Here is an 18119-nt window from a genome sequence, read left to right on the forward strand (position 1 = left end):
GTATGCATTTCCCTCAGCTTGGTATATTGTCTTGCCTATCATCCACAGCTTTGGGGGCGGCATGCTGTTTCACCATGCACCGTGGTTGCGCGCGCAACCGGGCAAATGGTCGCTCTTGGTCTTCCTGCTTGCTAGCGCTTGCGCGCTGGGCGGGACGGCGAGCGCACAAGAATTGATATTGCAGGAAGTGCATGTGGGCATGGGCTTGCCCAAGCCACCCTACATCATGGAATCGGGTACGGCAGGTCTGGACTACGATATCGCCAAACAGGCGCTGGCGGCCGGCGGCTACAAGCTGTTTGGCCATATGTTGCCGCAGACGCGAGCGCTGGCGATGCTGCGCGCCGGCCGGCTCGACGGCATGCTGTCGACGACGGAAGGAATCGGCGGCCAGGATTACTTTACCGATGCTTACATCGTCTATCAAAACGTCGCCACCACGCTCACCAGCCGCAACTTGAAACTTCGCAAAATCGAGGATTTGTCCAACTATTCCGTGGCGGCTTTCCAGAATGCCAGCATGGTTCTGGGCGAGCGTTTTGCTTTGGTCGTGAGCGGGCATTCTGACTATAGGGAATTGCCAACGCAGATCACCCAAAACAAGCTGCTCTTTATGGGAAGGGTCGATGTGGTGGTGGGGGATCGCTTGATCTTCAACTATTTCCGCGACAAGCTCGAACCGCAGATCGACGCCACGCAGGCGGTCACCTACCACAGGATTTTCGCGGAAAGCCCGCGCAAGGCGGTATTTCGCGATGTGCGCGTACGCGACGCCTTCAATGCCGGCCTGAAGATCATCCGCGGCAATGGCGCGTATGACTCGATCGTGAAGCAATACGTTGGCGCGGCGCGGCCCTGACGCAGAGGCCGGCCAAGGACTGGCCCCGGAAACAAAAAAAGCAATTACGATCACTCGTAACTGCTTCATTTTGCTACTGCGAATTCGGTGGTAGGCCGTGCGGGATTCGAACCTGCGACCAACGGATTAAAAGTCCGCTGCTCTACCAGCTGAGCTAACGACCCCCGAAAGAGGCCGTATTATATACAGCCTGCCGCGAACTGCAAAGGGTTTTGTGAAAACAATTTAGCTGCTTCTTATTTCATGCCCAAGGCCGCCGTCACCTTCAGCACTTCGTCGGCCGTGGTCACGCCTTCCTGCACCTTCATCGCGCCGGCGATGCGCAGCGGCTTCATGCCGTCGGCCACGCTCTGGCGGCGCAGCGCCTGGATGTCGGTCTGCTCGCGCACCATGTCGCTGAAGCCCTCGGTCACCGTCAGCAGCTCGTAGATGCCGGTGCGGCCGCGATAGCCGGTCTGCCGGCATTCGGGACAGCCCACCGCGCGATACACGGTGGTCGGCTTGGGCAAGTCCCAGGCGCCGCCTATGCTGTGCCAGATGTCGTCGGTCAGTTCGCCGTCGTCCTTCTTGCACTCGGCGCACAGCGTGCGCACCAGGCGCTGCGCCATGATGCCGATCAGCGTCGCCTCCAGCAGGTAGTAGGGCACGCCCAGTTCCAGCAGGCGCATCACGGCCGACGGCGCGTCGTTGGTGTGCAGGGTCGACAGCACCAGGTGGCCGGTCAGCGCGGCCTGGATCGCCATCTCGGCGGTGGCCAGGTCGCGGATCTCGCCGACCATGATGATGTCCGGGTCTTGCCGCATCAGCGCGCGCACGCCGTCGGCGAAGGACAGGTCGATGCCCGGCTGCACCTGCATCTGGTTGAAGGCCGGCTCCACCATCTCGATCGGATCCTCCACCGTGCAGACGTTGACCTCCGACGTCGCCAGCGCCTTCAGCGTGGTGTACAGGGTGGTGGTCTTGCCGGAGCCGGTCGGCCCCGTCACCAGGATGATGCCGTGCGGGCGCGCGGTCAGTTCGTCCCAGCGCTGCGCGTCGTCGGCCGGGAAGCCCAGTTCCGGCAAGGTCTTGACCACCACGTCGGGATCGAAGATGCGCATCACCAGTTTTTCGCCGAAGGCGGTCGGCAGCGTCGACAGGCGCAGCTCGATTTCCTGGCCGCCGGCGGTGCGGGTCTTGATGCGGCCGTCCTGCGGGCGGCGCTTCTCGATGACGTCCATGCGTCCCAGCAGCTTGATGCGCGCGGTCATGGCGATCATCACCACCGCCGGCACCTGGTACACCTGGTGCAGCACGCCGTCGATGCGGAAGCGGATCGCCGCCATGTCGCGCTTGGGCTCCAGGTGGATGTCCGAGGCGCGCTGCTCGAACGCGTACTGCCACAGCCAGTCGACGATGTTGATCACATGCTGGTCGTTGGCGTCGACCTGCTTGTTGGTCTTGCCCATCTCGACCAGCTGCTCGAAGTTGTTGCGCAGCGCCAGGTCGTTGCTGTTGTTCTTGTTGGCCTTCTTGATCGACTTGGCCAGGCTGAAGAACTGCGTGGTGTATTGCGCGATGTCGAGCGGGTTGGCGATCACGCGGCGTATCGTGCGGCGCGAGATCTTGGCGATCTCCGCCTCCCACTCGACCGCGTAGGGATCGGCGGTGGCCACCACCAGCGTGTCGCCGTTCAGCTCCAGCGGCAGGATGTTGAAGCGCGCCGCGTAGCTGGCCGACATCACGTCGGCCACGCGGGTGAAGTCGATCTTGAGCGGATCGATGCGGGTGAAGGCCAGGCCGGTGCGCGCCGCCAGCCATTCGCACAGCGCGTCCAGGGTCAGCAGCTTGTGCGGCGGCAGCGCCGACAGCAGCTTGCCATGCGCCACCGCGCACAGCGGATGCATGGGGCCGATGGCGTTCTTCAGGATGCCCTGGCTGTGCGCGTACAGTTCCTTGACTTCGGCCTTGCGTATCATGCCGTCGGCCAGCAGCCAGGTGTAGATCTGTTGCAGATCGAGCGGCGCCGGTTTGACGGCGGGACTGATGCTGGGTGCGGACGTTGCGGACATCGTGCCACTTTCAAAAGTCGGCGGCGGAACGGCCCGCTGCCGCATTGCCTCTGCTGCTTACTTCGCTGCGATGCCCATGACCCAGGTCTTGGCCGGCAGCTTGGTGTCGGCGGCGATCTGCGCGGCGCGCGCGGCCAGCGCCTCCAGGTCGATCGCGCGCTTGCGCCTGAAGGCGATCGCCACCACGTTACCATCATGTACCTGCGGCAGGCAAATGACTTGCTCGAACGCGAACTTGATGGCCTTGATGTTGCGCGCGTAGCTGGGATGGTCGCCGAACAGGTTGACCGTCATGATGCCGTCGTCGGTCAGGCAGGCGTTGCAGGACTGGTAGAACTCGGCGCTGTCGAGCACCGGGCCGCGCGCGGTGGCGTCGTACAGGTCCACCTGCAGCACGTCCAGCGTGCCGGCGTTGGCCTCGTCGTTGACGTAGTCGAGGGCGTCCATTTCCACCACGCGCAGGCGGGCGTCGTTGTCCGGCAGCTTGAACATCGAGGCGCAGATGGCGATCACCGACGGGTTCAGCTCGACGGCCGTGACGGCGGCCTCGGGGAAGGTGGTGTAGCAGTATTTGGTCAGCGTGGCCGTGCCCAGGCCCAGCTGGGCGATCTGCGCCGGTTTTTCCAGCCACAGCATCCAGGCCATCATCTGTTGCGCGTATTCCAGCTCGGGCCAGTTCGGCTTGCGCAGGCGCATCGCGCCCTGCACCCACTCGGTGCCGAAATGCAGGTAGCGCACGCCATCCTGCTCCGACAGCGTCACCGGCGCGTACTTGGGCTTGCGGGCGGGGGGCGATGCCGGGCGGGAGGATTCTACTTGTTCGACGGATTTTCGTTTGATCAGCATGGCATGGAGGGGCGACAGAGGTGAACCGTCATTATCCCGCGATGCCTTGCAGCAAAGCAAGCCTGAAAACGACACTGCCGGTCATCGGACCGGCAGTGCTGGGGGAGCGGCGGGAGATTAACGCTGCATCGGTTCCACCACCACGCGCAGGCGCACGCGCTCGCCCGGATCGTAGGACATCACGCTGGTGTAGTTGCGGCCGCGATAGTCGTAGGTGACTTCATAGCCGGAGGTGCGCGATTCCCAGTGGTCGACGGTGCGGCACTGCTTCACTTGCTGTTCCTGCACGCCGCCGCTGGACGGGGTGTTGGCGTTGTCGATGCGGTCGCCGGCCACGGCGCCGGCGATGGCGCCGGCCGCGGTGGCGACCGAGCGGCCGGTGCCGCCGCCGACCTGGTTACCGGCCAGGCCGCCGATCAGGCCGCCGATGATGGCGCCGCCCACGCCGCGCGATGGCGCCGGCTGCTGGACCTGGACAACTTCGGTGCGGCATTCCTGGCGCGGACGATTGATTTGCTCCACTTGCGGGGTCACACGAACCACACGGCCGAAATCTTCGAAATCGGCGGCTTGAGCGGCGAAAGGCAGGGAGCCTAAGCAAAGTACGGATGCGATCAATTTGGCTTGCAAGTTCATTTGGTACCTCGTTTCAGTTTGGATGTCTTATCAGGGGCTCTGATATTGCATGGTTGGTATAGTAATCCCGTATGCAGGTCGCAACTAGTGTTAGACAGGTATCTGTGGCAACAAATTGTAACAGTGGTCACAAAACGGCGTCGCCCGGCCAAAAGTGGGAAATGTGCCGATTTGACCCCTAAAACACTTACAAAATGTTCTGTTTTTAACAAATATTACGTGGGCCATCACATTCGTGTTGATCTAGGAGGAACAACACGTTACCCTAATATGCGTATGGGATTCGAGAAACATATTGAATCAGCCATGGCAAACGCAGACCAGTTTGCCGTGTAAAGTGGACAGGTGCTCAAATTATTTACTCTTTAATTCACAAAATAGGCACGCTCGACAGAAAAGTGGACACACCGTACATATCAGGTCAAATTGAGGGAAACATGAGTTTGCTAATGACCGTGCCGCCCAACCTCGTGCAATCGATCCGCGCCTTCCGCGTGGTCGAACTGCAAGAGGAAGCGGCCCGCCTCGGACACCACTTCCTGTACGCGCATTGCATCGCCGGCGCGACCAAGCAGCAAGTGCTGGGCATCATTGCGGAATCGTTTCAGTTCCCCAAGGGTATAGGCAAGAATTTCGATGGTTTGCGGACAACATTGACCGAAACCATGGCCGGCGCCGGCGCCCAGCAGGGTTTCCTGGTGGTGCTGGAGCAATTGCCCAATACCCAGAAATTTGACAAGGAAGCAAGGGAAACCCTGCTGGACGTTTTCCGCGACGCTGCCGATTACTGGGCCGACAAAAAAGTCCCGTTCCGGGTATTTTACTCCTTCGAGTAAGCCGGAACCGTCTCCCACGCCAGCGTGGGAGCGGGTGTTCTGCGCCCCGGCGTGCCCTGCTGCATTGCAACAAATCTTGTTCAGTTGTAGTCCCGACTGCCTGAACAAGGTACAATGTCGGCCTATGAAAAACATCGTCATCTTGATTTCCGGTCGCGGCAGCAACATGGAAGCGGTCGTCCGCGCGGCGCAAGCCGAGCGCTGGCCTGCCCGTATTGCCGCCGTCATCAGCAACCGCGCCGACGCCTCCGGGCTGGTATTCGCTGCTGAACATGGAATCCCGACGGCAATTGTTGCCAATAAAGACTATGCCAGCCGCGCCGAGTTCGACGCGGCCCTGCAGACCGTGATCGACGGCTTCCAGCCCGATCTGGTGGTGCTGGCAGGGTTCATGCGGATTTTGACGGAGCAGTTTGTCGCGCATTACGCCGGCCGCATGCTCAACATCCATCCATCGCTGCTGCCGCTGTTCCCCGGCCTGGCGACACACGCGCAGGCGCTGGCCGCCGGCGTGGCGGAGCATGGGGCGACGGTGCATTTCGTGACGGCCGAACTCGATCACGGGCCGATGGTGGCGCAAGCCGCCGTCTCCGTGTTGCCCGACGATACGGTTGAAACCCTGTCCGCCCGCGTGCTGCAGCAGGAGCATGTCATCTACCCGCGTGCGATACGCTGGTTTGTCGAAGACAGGTTGACGATAGCGCAGGGCGCGGTCCACGTGGACCACACAAAGTAAAACTAACCAAGGAATTCCATGAGATTGCCACCAGCGATACTCGCCAACGCCGAAGAAGTGTTGCGCGAGATTTTGCGCTTTGCCGCGCCGGCCGACACCACCCTGTCGCGCTATTTCAAAGACCACCATCGCCTGGGCGGCCGTGAGCGCGGCGCCATCGCCGAGTGCATCTACAACGTGCTGCGCAATAAATCGTTCTATACCGATTTCTCCGAAGCGGGCGGCGGCGCCACCATGCGTCGCCTGACCCTGCTGGGCATGGCGGACGCGGTCGGCGTTGAATCGCTGGGCGGCCTGACCGAGGACGAAGTGTCCTGGGTCGAGCGCATCCTGCTGATCGACCGCAAGCTGATGCACAAGTCGAGCCGTTCGAACATGCCGAAGTGGCTGTTCGACAAGCTGGTCGAGCAGATGGGCGAAGAGGAAACGCTGGCGCTGGCCGACGGCATGAACTCGCCTGCGCCGCTGGACCTGCGCGTCAACGCCATCAAGGCGACCCGCGACGAGGTCGCCGCCAAGCTGGCCGAAGCGCCGATCCGCAGCACGCCGACGCCGTTCGCGCCGCTGGGCCTGCGCGTGCTGCAAAAGCCGGCGCTGCAAAACCTGCCGCTGTTCAAGGACGGCCATATCGAAGTGCAGGACGAGGGCAGCCAGATCCTGTCGGCCATCGTCGGCGCCAAGCGCGGCGAGATGGTGGTGGACTTCTGCGCCGGCGCCGGCGGCAAGACGCTGGCGCTGGGCGCGACCATGCGCAACACCGGCCGCCTGTACGCCTTCGACGTGTCCGAGAAGCGTTTGGCCAAGCTGAAGCCGCGCCTGGCGCGCAGCGGCCTGTCGAACGTGCATCCGGTGCAGATCGCGCACGAACGCGACGCCAAGATCAAGCGCCTGGCCGGCAAGATCGACCGCGTGCTGGTCGACGCGCCGTGCTCGGGCCTGGGTACCCTGCGCCGCAACCCCGACGTCAAATGGCGCCAGCAGCCGAGCGCGATCGGCGAACTGCAGGTCAAGCAGGCCGCCATCCTGGCCGGCGCCGCGCGCCTGTTGAAGGGCGGCGGCCGCCTGGTCTACGCCACCTGCAGCTTCCTGGACGACGAGAACGAGTTCATCGCCAAGCAATTCCTGGATACCCATCCGGACTTCGAGCTGGTGCCGATGAGCAAGGTTCTGGCAGAGCAGCGTATCGAGCTGGAGATGGGCGACTATCTGAAGCTGCTGCCGCACAAGCACCAGACCGACGGCTTCTTCGCCGCCGTGTTCGAGCGCAAGCCGATGGCCAAGAAAGTCATCGTCAAGGATGACGAGCAAGCCGGCGACGAGTAATCGGCCGCACGTCTCATCGCAAAAGGCCGGGCTTCCGGCCTTTTTTACGTTAATCTACACACCCCAGACTACACACCCAGCGCTATGACTCAACAACAGCCCCTGCTCAACCTGATCGAGGACCTGACCGGCGACCTGCAGGATCCCAGCCGACTTTGGCAATTCGCCGTCATCATCGGTTCCGTGATCCTGGGCTGGGGCCTGGCGCGCTTGCTGAAGAAACGCTTTGGCCGCCAGGAAGTGCATAGCGGCGTGCTGGGCTTCGGGGTGGAGAGTTTCGGCCGCGTGATGGCGCCGCTGGCCGTGGTCTGCCTGCTGGCCTTGGCGCGCGTGGCGCTGACCAAGTACCACTTCCACGTCAACCTGATCAAGGTGGCCCTGCCCATCTTCGGTTCGCTGGTGGTGATCCGCTTCACGGTCTACCTGCTGCGCCGCGTGTTTGCGCGCCACGGCCAGATCAGCGCCACCATGCTGGCCTTCGAGAAAGTGTTCCAGTTGCTGGTGTGGCTGGCTTTCGTGCTGTATGTCACCGGCCTGTACCAGGAAGTGTTCGACTTCATGGACGGCACCATCCTGCCGCTGGGTAAATACAAGGTGTCGCTGGCCGACATCCTGCAGGCCACCGTTTCGGTGATCGTGCTGCTGATCCTGGCGATGTGGGCCGGCGCCACGCTGGAAGAGCAGTTGATGAAGGTGCAGGGCATGCACTCCAACCTGCGGGTGGTGGTGGCGCGCACCGCGCGCGCGCTGCTGATCCTGGTGGCCGTGCTGATGAGCTTGTCGCTGGTGGGCATCGACCTGACGGTGCTGTCGGTGTTCGGCGGCGCGCTGGGCGTCGGCCTGGGCCTGGGCTTGCAGAAGATCGCCAGCAACTACGTGTCCGGCTTCGTGATCCTGCTGGACCGCAGCCTGACCATCGGCGACATGATCACCGTCGACAAATATAGCGGTCGTGTGACGCAGATCAACACCCGTTACACCGTGCTGCAAGGGCTGGACGGCGTCGAGTCCATCGTGCCGAACGAGATGCTGGTGTCGGGCGCGGTGCAGAATTCCTCGCTGTCGAGCAGCATGCTGAATATCTCGACCAAGGTGTCGGTGGCGTATGACACCGACGTCGACATGGTGCTCAAACTGCTGGAAGACGCCGCCTTGACGGTGGAGCGGGTGCAGAAGGAGGACAAGCTGCCGTCGGCGCAGCTGATGAGCTTTGGCGCGGACGGCCTGGACTTGCAAGTGAGTTTCTGGATCAACGATCCGCAAAACGGCCGCAGCGGCGTGATCTCGGACGTCAACCGCGCGATCTGGCGCGCGTTGAAGGGCGCCAACATTTCCGTGCCGTTCCCGCAGCGCGAAATGCGCATCCTCGGCCCCATGCCGGAGCAAATGGGCCCGCAGGAAAGCACGACCGTGCCACGGAAATCGTCGGTGACCGAGGGAAATCCTTCCGCTAATCACGTTTAAATCAGCGTACAATAACGTCCAAAAGTACGACTGACGGACTTCCTGCGCCTGCTAAAAACGCAATCTTGGCGGAACGACCGCATAGCGAGACACGCCCACTTTGGAGTAGTAATGATTTTTAGTTTAAATGCTGTACTGGATTTTTTGTCTAACGGCGTCACCCGACTCACCGCCTGGCAAGTGTTCTTCTATACGCTGGCGGTGACGCACATCACCATCGCCAGCGTGACCATCTACCTGCACCGCCATCAGGCGCACCGCGCGCTGGAGCTGCACGCCATCCCCAGCCACTTCTTCCGTTTCTGGCTGTGGCTGACGACCGGCCAGGTGACCAAGGAATGGGCGGCTATCCACCGCAAGCACCACGCCAAGTGCGACACCGAGGAAGATCCGCACAGCCCGGTCACGCGCGGCATCAAGAAAGTCTTCTGGCAAGGCGCCGAGCTGTATCGCGCCGAATCGAAGAACCTGGAAACCATGGAGAAGTATGGCCATGGCACGCCGGACGACTGGATCGAGCGCAACCTGTACACCCGCTTCAGCTGGCAGGGTGTGGCAGCGCTGTTTGTGATCAACTTCGTGCTGTTCGGCGTGATCGGCATCAGCGTGTGGGCCGTGCAGATGATGTGGATCCCGGTCACGGCGGCCGGCATCATCAACGGCATCGGCCACTACTGGGGCTACCGCAACTACGATTGCTCGGACGCGGCGACCAACATCATCCCGTTCGGCATCCTGATCGGCGGCGAAGAACTGCACAACAACCACCACACCTTCGCCACCTCGGCCAAGCTGTCGTCGAAGTGGTATGAGATCGACATCGGCTGGGGCTACATCCGCGCGCTGGAAATGGTGGGCCTGGCCAAGGTCAAGAAACGCGCACCGGAGCCGAAGTTCGCCAAAGGCAAGATCGAAGCCGACTTCGACACGCTGCAATCGGTCATCGCCAACCGCTACGACGTGATGGCCAAGTACGCCAAATCGGTCAAGCACGCCTGGAAAGAAGAGCTGGAACACCTGAAAGACAAGGCCCAGCTGGAAGCCCGCTTCCTGAAATCGTCGCGCAAGCTGTTGCAGCGCGAGCCGGGCAAGCTGGAGGCGCCGCAGCAGCAACAGCTGGTGGAACTGTTTCAGCACAGCAAGGCGCTGGAAACCATGCACACCATGCGCGTGGAGCTGGGCGTGATCTGGGAGCGTTCGCACTTCACCCGCGACCAGTTGCTGCACAAGCTGCAAGACTGGTGCAACCGCGCGGAAGCGTCGGGCATCAAGTCGCTGCAAGACTTCTCGCTCCGCCTGCGCAGCTACGCATAAGAAAGTATTGATACAATTGAACGGCCCCGAGATTCGGGGCCGTTTTCCATTTCAAGGACCAACATGAGATTGCGAACCCACCTGGCGGCGCTGGCGTTGGCGCTGCCGCTGTGCGGCGCGCATGCCGCCGACTGGACCGTGCGCTTCGACGGCGCCGGCCCGTTGAAGATCGGCATGCGCTTCGACGCCGTCAACAAAGTGCTGGGCGATCACATGGAGCGCACGCCGAAAGCGTTGCGCGGCTCGCCGAACTGCTTCCAGCTGGAGCCGGCGCGCCAGCCCGGTTTGCTGCTGATGTTTGTCGGCGATGTGTTGAAGCGGGTGGACGTGATGGAAGAGGGCATACTCTCCGAGCGCGGCATCGGCCTGGGCGACCCGGTGGAAAAGATAAGGCAAGTCTACGGCGAGGCGGTGACCACCGCGCCGCAGGGCTACGATGACAGCGAACAAACCCTGACCATCAAGGCCGGCGGCGGCCAGTACGCGATCCGCTTCGACACCAGCAAAGGCAAAGTGGGCGCGATCTACGCCGGCGCCTGGAAGGAAGTGCAATATATCGAAGGTTGTTTATAAAATAAAAAAGCCGCTGAGCTGATGCTGAGCGGCTTTTTTGCGAGAAGCGAAGATCGAATTACTTGATCTTGGTTTCTTTGAACATAACGTGCTTGCGTGCTTTAGGATCGAACTTCATGATCTCCATTTTAGCAGGCGTGGTGCGCTTGTTCTTGGTAGTGGTGTAGAAGAAACCCGTACCTGCGGTCGATTCCAGTTTGATTTTGTCGCGGCCAGTTTTTGCCATGGTAGCTCCTAATTAGACTTTTTCGCCACGGGCGCGCATGTCGGCCAGTACGGCATCGATGCCGACTTTGTCGATTACGCGCAGACCAGCGTTGGACAGACGCAGGGAGACCCAGCGGTTTTCAGATTCAACAAAAATACGACGGTTCTGCAGGTTAGGCAGGAAACGACGTTTGGTTTTGTTGTTTGCGTGGGAAACATTGTTGCCGACCATCGGCTTCTTCCCAGTAACTTGGCAAACACGTGCCATAACGCACTCCTTAAAAGACATTCCACAATTGGAAAAACAAGAGTATATCCAAAAACCTCAGCTTTTTCAATGACTTGTGAAAAACAATTGTGTCTCGCATATCTAAAAATATTTAACAATTATGAATTCGCTCGTAAACCCTTGAGCCCATAGGGGTAAACTCACAGCTGGCCGTGCTCGGCAAACGAGTGAACTTGGTGGCCGGCCACGACAAAATGGTCGAGGATGCGGATATCGACCAGCGCCATGGCCTGCACCAGCGCCCGCGTCAGCAGCAAGTCCGATTCGCTGGGATCGGGCGTGCCGGACGGGTGGTTGTGGGCCAGCATGATGCTGGCCGCGTTGCAGGCCAGCGCCGCCTTGACCACCTCGCGCGGGTAGACGCTGGTGTGCGTCAAGGTGCCGCGAAACATTTCCTTGGCGTCGATCAGGCGGTTCTTCACATCCAGGAACAGCACGTAAAACGATTCGAAGTCCTTGCCGCTGAAGGTGATGCGCAGGTATTCCTTCACCGCACGGGGCGAGCTCAGCGTGTTGCCGGTCTTGATTTCCTCCAGGATGGCGCGCCGCGCCAGCTCCATCACCGCCTGCAATTGGGCGAACTTGGCCGCGCCCAGCCCGCGCAGCGCGGAAAACTCCGCCAGGCTGGCGCCGAACATGGATTGCAGCGAGCCGAAATGGTGCAACATCTCCTGTCCCAGCTGCACCGCGTCCTTGCCCGGTACGCCGGTGCGCAGGAAAACCGCCAGCAATTCGGCGTCCGTCAGCGCCGCCGCGCCCTCGCGTATCAGCCGTTCGCGCGGGCGGCGTTCCAGCGGCCATTCGTTAATTGTCATCGATATCCTCCGCAAATCAGCACAGACGACAGGCGCGGCAGGCAAGGTGGCTTACAATATAGCCTTTGCCAGCTTACCGAATCCCACGTCATGTCTAACGCGCAACCTGCTGTTGTCACCAAATCGGCTTACTTAACTCTGCATTATCGTCTCGCCTCGCTGGACGGTACTGATATCGTTACAACCTTCAGCGGAAATCCCGCCACCTTGATGCTGGGCCAGGGCCAGCTGGCACCGGTGCTGGAAGAGTTGTTGATCGGCATGCCTGAAGGTACGCACAAGACGTTCGACCTGGAGCCGGGCGTCGGCTTCGGCCCGCGCAACCCGGAACTGGTGCGCGAAGTCACCCGCGCCACGCTGGACGACAACTCGGTGCCGGGCGCCGACTACAAGGTGGGCGACCTGGTCGACTTCGCCGCGCCGGGCGGCGGCCGCTTCGCCGGCATCCTGCGCGAGCTGGGCGATGAAACCTGTTTGTTCGACTTCAACCACCCGCTGGCCGGCCAGCCGCTGAAATTCGAAGTCAAACTTATTTCCGTGCTGTGAGGAACTCATGAGCGATAAAGAAATCCTGTTGGCCCAGCCGCGCGGCTTTTGCGCTGGCGTCGACCGCGCCATTGAAATCGTCGAACGCGCGCTGACCCAGTTCGGCGCGCCCATCTATGTGCGCCACGAGATCGTCCACAACGCCTACGTGGTGGAAGACCTGCGCAACAAGGGCGCCATCTTCATCGAAGACCTGGACGACGTCCCGGCCGGCAACACGCTGGTGTTCTCGGCGCACGGCGTGTCCAAGGCGGTGCGGGCGGAAGCGGAATCGCGCGGCCTCAGCATCTTTGACGCGACTTGCCCGCTGGTCACCAAGGTGCATGTGGAAGTGGCCAAGATGCGCAAGCAGGGTTGCGAGATCGTCATGATCGGCCACGACGGCCACCCGGAAGTCGAAGGCACGATGGGCCAGACCGATGAGGGCATGTACCTGGTCGAAACGGTGGCCGACGTCGCCAAGCTGAACGTCACCAAGCCGGACCAACTGGCCTATGTTTCGCAGACAACGTTGTCGGTAGACGACACCGCCGACATCATCGAAGCGCTGAAGCGTAAATATCCGGCGATTATCGAGCCGAAAAAGGGCGACATCTGCTACGCCACCACCAACCGCCAGGAAGCCGTGAAATTCATGGCGCCGCAAGTGGAAGTGGTGATCGTGGTCGGCAGCCCGAACAGCTCCAATTCCAACCGCCTGCGCGAAGTGGCGGAGAAGAAGGGCACGCCGGCCTACATGGTCGACAACGCCACGCAGATCGATCCGCTCTGGCTGGAAGGCAAATTGCGCGTCGGCGTCACCGCTGGTGCGTCGGCGCCCGAAGTGCTGGTGCAAGCGGTCATCGACCGCCTGAAGGAACTGGGCGCGCGCAGCGTGCGCACGCTCGACGGGGTGCAGGAAGCGGTCACTTTCCCGCTGCCCAGAGGCCTGGATGGACAGAAAGCTGCACCGGCAGAGGGCGTGGTTTAACAACTTTCGGGATGAAACGGAATTAAATTTTGCATCTTTCCGTTATTCCGCAGTTAGTTTTTCCAGAATCTCGCTATCATTGCCTCGCTCTCAAAAAGTTGTCGTTTAGGCTTATAAAAAGAGGGCGCGGCTCGCAGGGAGACGCTACTGGTTCAGGCATGAAATTTGCATCATGAACGTGTAGTCAACGGCGGCACTACGGAGACCTACTCCGGGTGCCGTTTTTGTTAGATGAACCGCTGTGCAGGCATAACACAAAAAGTAAAGGCACTCTTCATGGATACATTTATCCAACAACTTATTAACGGGCTGGTGCTCGGCAGCATGTACGCACTGGTCGCGCTGGGCTACACCATGGTGTACGGCGTGTTGAACCTGATTAACTTCGCCCACGGCGATGTGCTGATGATCGGTGCGATGACCGGCCTGACCATCCTCAAATACCTGAACGAATACGCACCGGACCTGCCTGGCTACGTCAAGCTGGCGATCGCCATCGGCGGCGCCATTCCGGTCTGCATCGTCGTCAACATCCTGATCGAGCGCGTCGCCTACCGCCGGCTGCGCAATGCGCCGCGCCTGGCGCCGCTGATCACCGCCATCGGCGTCTCCATCCTGCTGCAAACCGTCGCCATGATGATCTGGACCCGCAACCCGCTGGCCTTCCCGCAGCTGCTGTCGTCGGAACCGATCACGGTCGGCGGCGCGCTGATCTCGCAGACCCAGATCCTGCTGCTGGTGCTGGCCGCGCTGTCGATGACCGGCCTGGTGCTGCTGGTGGAAAAAACCAAGATGGGCCGCGCCATGCGCGCCACGGCGGAAAATCCCCGGGTCGCCGGCCTGATGGGCGTCGATTCCAACAAGGTCATCGTCGCCACCTTCGCGCTGGGCGCGGGCCTGGCCGCCGTGGCCGGCGTGATGTGGGGCGCCAACTACGCGTCGATCCAGTTTGCGATGGGCTTCGTGCCCGGCCTGAAAGCCTTCTCGGCCGCGGTGCTGGGCGGCATCGGCAACATCTATGGCGCGATGATAGGCGGTATCGTGCTCGGCATCATCGAGAGCCTGGGCGCCGGCTACATCGGCGACCTGACCGGCGGCTTCCTCGGCAGCCACTACCAGGACATCTTTGCCTTCGTCGTGCTGATCATTGTGCTGACGGTGCGTCCGTCCGGCATCATGGGCGAGCGCGTTGCGGACCGTGCCTAAGCGGAGGAACTACACATGGCTATTCTGAATTTCGACACCACCCGCAACCCGCGCAAGGCCTACAGCAGCATGGCTGTGGTCCTGATCGGCTTGCTGATCTTCCCGTTCGTCGCCTCGCAGTTCGGCAACTCCTGGGTCCGCATCATCGACATGGCGCTGCTGTACATCATGCTGGCGCTGGGCCTGAACATCGTGGTCGGCTTCGCCGGCCTGCTGGACCTGGGCTACATCGCCTTCTACGCGGTGGGCGCCTACATGACCGGCCTGCTGGCTTCGCCGCAGTTCGCGACCTTGCTCGAATCGCTGATCAACGGGTACCCGATGGTCGGCAATACCCTGGTCGCCATCCTGGGACCGGACATCCAGCAAAACGGCATCCACCTGTCGGTATGGCTGATCGTGCCGCTGGCGGCCGCGCTGGCCGGCCTGTTCGGCGCGCTGCTGGGCGCGCCGACCCTGAAGCTGCGCGGCGACTACCTGGCCATCGTGACCTTGGGCTTCGGCGAGATCATCCGCATCTTCATGAACAACCTGAACGAGCCGATCAACTTCACCAACGGTCCGCAGGGCATCAACCTGATCGACCCGATCCGCGTGTTCGGCGTCAACCTGGCGGGCGAGGCGGGTTCGCGCGCCAACGTCATCGTCGGCGGCTACTCCATGCCGTCGGTGAACGCCTACTACTTCCTGTTCCTGTTCCTGTGCATAGCCGTGGTGTTCATCACCTCGCGCCTGCAGCACTCGCGCCTGGGCCGTGCCTGGGTCGCGATCCGCGAAGACGAGATCGCCGCCAAGGCGATGGGCATCAACACCCGCAACGTCAAGTTGCTGGCGTTCACGATGGGCGCCTCGTTCGGCGGCGTCGCCGGCGCCATGTTCGCCTCGTTCCAGGGCTTTGTGTCGCCGGAATCGTTCTCGCTGACCGAGTCGATCGCCGTGCTGGCGATGGTGGTGCTGGGCGGTATCGGCCACATCCCTGGCGTCATCATGGGCGGCGCGTTGCTGGCGGCGCTGCCGGAAGTGCTGCGCCACGTGGTCGAGCCGTTGCAGCAAAAACTGTTCGGCCACGTGCTGATCGAAGCGGAAGTGCTGCGCCAGCTGTTGTACGGCCTGGCGATGGTGCTGATCATGCTGAACCGCCCGGCGGGTTTGTGGCCGGCGCCCAAGCATGAAGACCGTCCCGACGGCGACACCGACACCAAAGATCAATCGTCCGGCACCGTGGCGGCCTGAGGAAAGCAGACATGAGCGAACAAGTTATTCTCCACATCGCCGGCGTCAACAAGCGCTTCGGCGGCTTGCAGGCGCTGACCGATGTCGGCATCAAGATCATGAAGGGCCAGATCTACGGCCTGATCGGCCCCAACGGCGCCGGCAAGACCACCTTCTTCAACGTCATCACCGGCCTGTACCAGCCGGACACCGGCACCTTCGAGCTGGCCGGCAAGCCGTATTCGCCGTCCGCCCCGCATGCGGTGGCCAAGGCCGGCATCGCCCGCACCTTCCAGAACATCCGTTTGTTCGGCGAGATGACCGCGCTGGAAAACGTCATGGTCGGCCGCCACGTGCGCTCGCACCAGGGCGTGTTCGGCGCCGTGTTCCGCCACAAGGCGGCGCGCGAGGAAGAGGCGTCCATCCGCAAGCGCGCGCAGGAATTGCTGGACTTCGTCGGCATCGGCCAGTTCGCCAGCCGCACCTCGAAGTTCCTGTCGTATGGCGACCAGCGCCGGCTGGAAATCGCCCGCGCGCTGGCCACCGATCCGCAACTGCTGGCGCTGGACGAGCCGGCGGCCGGCATGAACGCCACCGAGAAGCTGGCGCTGCGCGAACTGCTGGTGAAGATCAAGAACGAAGGCAAGACCGTGCTGCTGATCGAGCACGACGTCAAGATGATGATGGGCTTGTGCGACCGGCTGATGGTGCTGGAATACGGCAAGCCGATCGCCGAAGGTCTGCCGGCGGAAATACAAAGCAATCAGGCGGTTATCGACGCCTACCTGGGAGGATCGCACTAATGGGCGACAACGTTCTTAAAGTATCGGGACTGAAAGTCGCGTACGGCGGCATCAAGGCCGTCAAAGGCATCGATCTGGAAGTGAACAAGGGCGAGCTGGTGGCCTTGATCGGCGCCAACGGCGCCGGCAAGACCACCACCTTGAAAGCCATCACCGGCACGCTGCCGCCTTGCAAGGTCGAGGGCACGGTGTCGTACAAGGGCGAGTCGCTGAAGGGCAGCAAGTCCTTCCATCTGGTCGAGAAGCGGCTGGCGATGGTGCCGGAAGGGCGCGGCGTGTTCACCCGCATGTCGATCCAGGAAAACCTGATGATGGGCGCCTACACCCGCAACGACAAGGCCGGCATCGACGCCGACATCGGCAAGTGGTTCGACGTGTTCCCGCGCCTGAAGGAGCGCGCGGCGCAGATGGCGGGCACGCTGTCGGGCGGCGAGCAGCAGATGCTGGCGATGGCGCGCGCGCTGATGTCGCATCCCGAGCTGTTGCTGCTGGACGAACCGTCGATGGGCCTGTCGCCGATCATGGTCGAGAAGATTTTCGAAGTGATCCGCAACGTCTCGAAAGAGGGCATCACCATCCTGCTGGTGGAGCAGAACGCCAAGCTGGCGCTGCAAGCGGCGCATCGCGGCTATGTGATGGATTCCGGCCACATCACCATGACCGGCAACGCCAAGGACATGCTGGACGACCCGCGCGTCAAAGCGGCCTACCTCGGCGAATAGTGACTTTTGCCGCTAAAAAAACCGGAGCTTGCTCCGGTTTTTTGGTTTACTTCTGACTATTCCCAATGCGGTGATTTGTCCTCATGCGCTACTAGGCAAGGTAGTGTTTGAATCGCGTCGAATTTGGCATATGGGTTAATATGAAATGGAAAAGCACAGGCCTCATTACCGGCTGTCTGTTGTGAAAGCCTTGGTCATTTCAGGAAAAGTTAGAGCGACCCTGTCAGCATTGTCCGGCGCCGCAGCGCTTGGTATAGGATTTGGTGAGATGCTTAGCGTAGTCATGGCACTTTGCCCGCGTGACTTTTACAAGAGCATGACTACACAGGCGGACCATCGTGTTTGGCAAGATGTTTATCGGCCCATTACCAAGGTTGGTAGAGTTTATCTAAAACTTACTGTTATCGATGGCGTGCTCATTGTGTCGTTTAAGGAGCTATAGATATGATATGTCCCGTCTGTGGCGAAGCTGCGTTGGTGCATGATATTCGCGATATCGCTTACATGTACAAAGGCCGGTCGGTCTTGATCACAGCGGTTGAGGGGAATAGTTGTCCGGCGTGCGGTGAAAACGTGCTGGATGCGGAAGAATCGTCGCGTGTGAGCTCGGCAATGCTGACGTTCAATCGGCAAGTAGATGAGTCTTTGGATCGTGGTGTGATTCTGAAATAACAAAGCCTCGGCCATGGCCGAGGCTTTTGAAGGAACCGG

At 61.3% G+C, this 18119-nt stretch carries 21 protein-coding genes and 1 tRNA gene; 15 read left to right on the forward strand and 7 right to left on the reverse strand.

The window, feature by feature from the left end; all coding sequences use genetic code 11:
• The first annotated feature begins 61 nt into the window (after positions 1-61).
• Positions 62-859, forward strand: coding sequence for a substrate-binding periplasmic protein (locus tag AC1RMD_RS21055; protein WP_492929049.1), 798 nt, complete (start codon positions 62-64; stop codon positions 857-859).
• An 88-nt stretch (positions 860-947) separates the two neighbouring features.
• Here AC1RMD_RS21055 and AC1RMD_RS21060 read toward each other — a convergent pair.
• The 4 genes from AC1RMD_RS21060 to AC1RMD_RS21075 form a co-directional block, all read right to left on the reverse strand.
• Positions 948-1023, reverse strand: a tRNA-Lys gene (locus tag AC1RMD_RS21060).
• Between the two features lie 72 nt (positions 1024-1095).
• On the reverse strand, positions 1096-2910 hold the full coding sequence (gene tfpB, locus AC1RMD_RS21065) for a type IV pilus assembly ATPase TfpB (protein ID WP_492929052.1): 1815 nt from the start codon (positions 2908-2910) through the stop codon (positions 1096-1098).
• A 57-nt stretch (positions 2911-2967) separates the two neighbouring features.
• Positions 2968-3756 (reverse strand): spermine/spermidine synthase domain-containing protein, encoded by a 789-nt coding sequence (locus tag AC1RMD_RS21070; protein WP_492929054.1) that lies wholly within the window; start codon positions 3754-3756, stop codon positions 2968-2970.
• A 117-nt stretch (positions 3757-3873) separates the two neighbouring features.
• A complete protein-coding gene (locus AC1RMD_RS21075) occupies positions 3874-4392 on the reverse strand; it encodes a glycine zipper 2TM domain-containing protein (protein WP_492929056.1) in 519 nt (172 codons plus the stop codon).
• Positions 4393-4829: 437 nt separating this feature from the next.
• On the opposite strand from AC1RMD_RS21075, the gene AC1RMD_RS21080 reads away from it, so the two are divergent.
• The 6 genes from AC1RMD_RS21080 (at position 4830) to AC1RMD_RS21105 (ending at position 10638) form a co-directional block, all read left to right on the forward strand.
• The gene (locus AC1RMD_RS21080; protein WP_492929058.1) at positions 4830-5228 is read left to right on the forward strand and encodes a barstar family protein; all 399 of its coding nucleotides are present in this window, start codon (positions 4830-4832) and stop codon (positions 5226-5228) included.
• Between the two features lie 124 nt (positions 5229-5352).
• Positions 5353-5964 (forward strand): phosphoribosylglycinamide formyltransferase, encoded by a 612-nt coding sequence (purN, locus tag AC1RMD_RS21085; protein ID WP_492929060.1) that lies wholly within the window; start codon positions 5353-5355, stop codon positions 5962-5964.
• Between the two features lie 18 nt (positions 5965-5982).
• Positions 5983-7287 carry an RsmB/NOP family class I SAM-dependent RNA methyltransferase gene (locus AC1RMD_RS21090; RefSeq protein WP_492929062.1) on the forward strand — a complete coding sequence of 435 codons (1305 nt, stop codon included), beginning with the start codon at positions 5983-5985 and terminating at the stop codon, positions 7285-7287.
• A gap of 84 nt (positions 7288-7371) precedes the next feature.
• Positions 7372-8751, forward strand: coding sequence for a mechanosensitive ion channel family protein (locus tag AC1RMD_RS21095; protein ID WP_492929063.1), 1380 nt, complete (start codon positions 7372-7374; stop codon positions 8749-8751).
• Between the two features lie 111 nt (positions 8752-8862).
• On the forward strand, positions 8863-10065 hold the full coding sequence (locus AC1RMD_RS21100) for a DesA family fatty acid desaturase (RefSeq protein WP_492929065.1): 1203 nt from the start codon (positions 8863-8865) through the stop codon (positions 10063-10065).
• A 63-nt stretch (positions 10066-10128) separates the two neighbouring features.
• Positions 10129-10638 (forward strand): hypothetical protein, encoded by a 510-nt coding sequence (locus tag AC1RMD_RS21105; protein WP_492929067.1) that lies wholly within the window; start codon positions 10129-10131, stop codon positions 10636-10638.
• Between the two features lie 58 nt (positions 10639-10696).
• Here AC1RMD_RS21105 and rpmG read toward each other — a convergent pair whose 3' ends face one another.
• The 3 genes from rpmG to radC form a co-directional block, all read right to left on the reverse strand.
• Complete coding sequence (rpmG, locus tag AC1RMD_RS21110; protein ID WP_008451489.1) at positions 10697-10864, reverse strand: 50S ribosomal protein L33; 168 nt, start codon at positions 10862-10864, stop codon at positions 10697-10699.
• Between the two features lie 12 nt (positions 10865-10876).
• Positions 10877-11113, reverse strand: coding sequence for a 50S ribosomal protein L28 (gene rpmB / locus AC1RMD_RS21115; protein WP_008451488.1), 237 nt, complete (start codon positions 11111-11113; stop codon positions 10877-10879).
• Positions 11114-11274: 161 nt separating this feature from the next.
• On the reverse strand, positions 11275-11949 hold the full coding sequence (gene radC, locus AC1RMD_RS21120; RefSeq protein WP_492929072.1) for a RadC family protein: 675 nt from the start codon (positions 11947-11949) through the stop codon (positions 11275-11277).
• 90 nt (positions 11950-12039) lie between these two features.
• Here radC and AC1RMD_RS21125 point away from each other — a divergent pair, with 90 nt between their 5' ends.
• The 8 genes from AC1RMD_RS21125 (at position 12040) to AC1RMD_RS21160 (ending at position 18080) form a co-directional block, all read left to right on the forward strand.
• Positions 12040-12495 carry an FKBP-type peptidyl-prolyl cis-trans isomerase gene (locus tag AC1RMD_RS21125; protein WP_026334141.1) on the forward strand — a complete coding sequence of 152 codons (456 nt, stop codon included), beginning with the start codon at positions 12040-12042 and terminating at the stop codon, positions 12493-12495.
• Positions 12496-12502: 7 nt separating this feature from the next.
• Positions 12503-13465 (forward strand): 4-hydroxy-3-methylbut-2-enyl diphosphate reductase, encoded by a 963-nt coding sequence (ispH, locus tag AC1RMD_RS21130; RefSeq protein ID WP_492929074.1) that lies wholly within the window; start codon positions 12503-12505, stop codon positions 13463-13465.
• Positions 13466-13741: 276 nt separating this feature from the next.
• Complete coding sequence (locus tag AC1RMD_RS21135) at positions 13742-14671, forward strand: branched-chain amino acid ABC transporter permease (RefSeq protein ID WP_492929076.1); 930 nt, start codon at positions 13742-13744, stop codon at positions 14669-14671.
• A 15-nt stretch (positions 14672-14686) separates the two neighbouring features.
• A complete protein-coding gene (locus tag AC1RMD_RS21140; RefSeq protein WP_492929077.1) occupies positions 14687-15904 on the forward strand; it encodes an ABC transporter permease subunit in 1218 nt (405 codons plus the stop codon).
• 11 nt (positions 15905-15915) lie between these two features.
• The gene (locus tag AC1RMD_RS21145) at positions 15916-16686 is read left to right on the forward strand and encodes an ABC transporter ATP-binding protein (protein WP_020701526.1); all 771 of its coding nucleotides are present in this window, start codon (positions 15916-15918) and stop codon (positions 16684-16686) included.
• Positions 16686-17408: an ABC transporter ATP-binding protein gene (locus tag AC1RMD_RS21150; protein ID WP_492929080.1), complete on the forward strand. Its 723-nt coding sequence runs from the start codon at positions 16686-16688 to the stop codon at positions 17406-17408. Before AC1RMD_RS21145 ends, AC1RMD_RS21150 begins: the two co-directional genes overlap by 1 nt.
• Before the next feature lie 145 nt (positions 17409-17553).
• Positions 17554-17850 (forward strand): type II toxin-antitoxin system MqsR family toxin, encoded by a 297-nt coding sequence (locus AC1RMD_RS21155; RefSeq protein ID WP_492929081.1) that lies wholly within the window; start codon positions 17554-17556, stop codon positions 17848-17850.
• A gap of 2 nt (positions 17851-17852) precedes the next feature.
• Positions 17853-18080: a type II toxin-antitoxin system MqsA family antitoxin gene (locus AC1RMD_RS21160; protein WP_492929083.1), complete on the forward strand. Its 228-nt coding sequence runs from the start codon at positions 17853-17855 to the stop codon at positions 18078-18080.
• The last annotated feature ends 39 nt before the right edge of the window (positions 18081-18119 follow it).

The sequence above is a fragment of the Duganella sp. GW822-FHT06D06 genome, assembly GCF_058799615.1.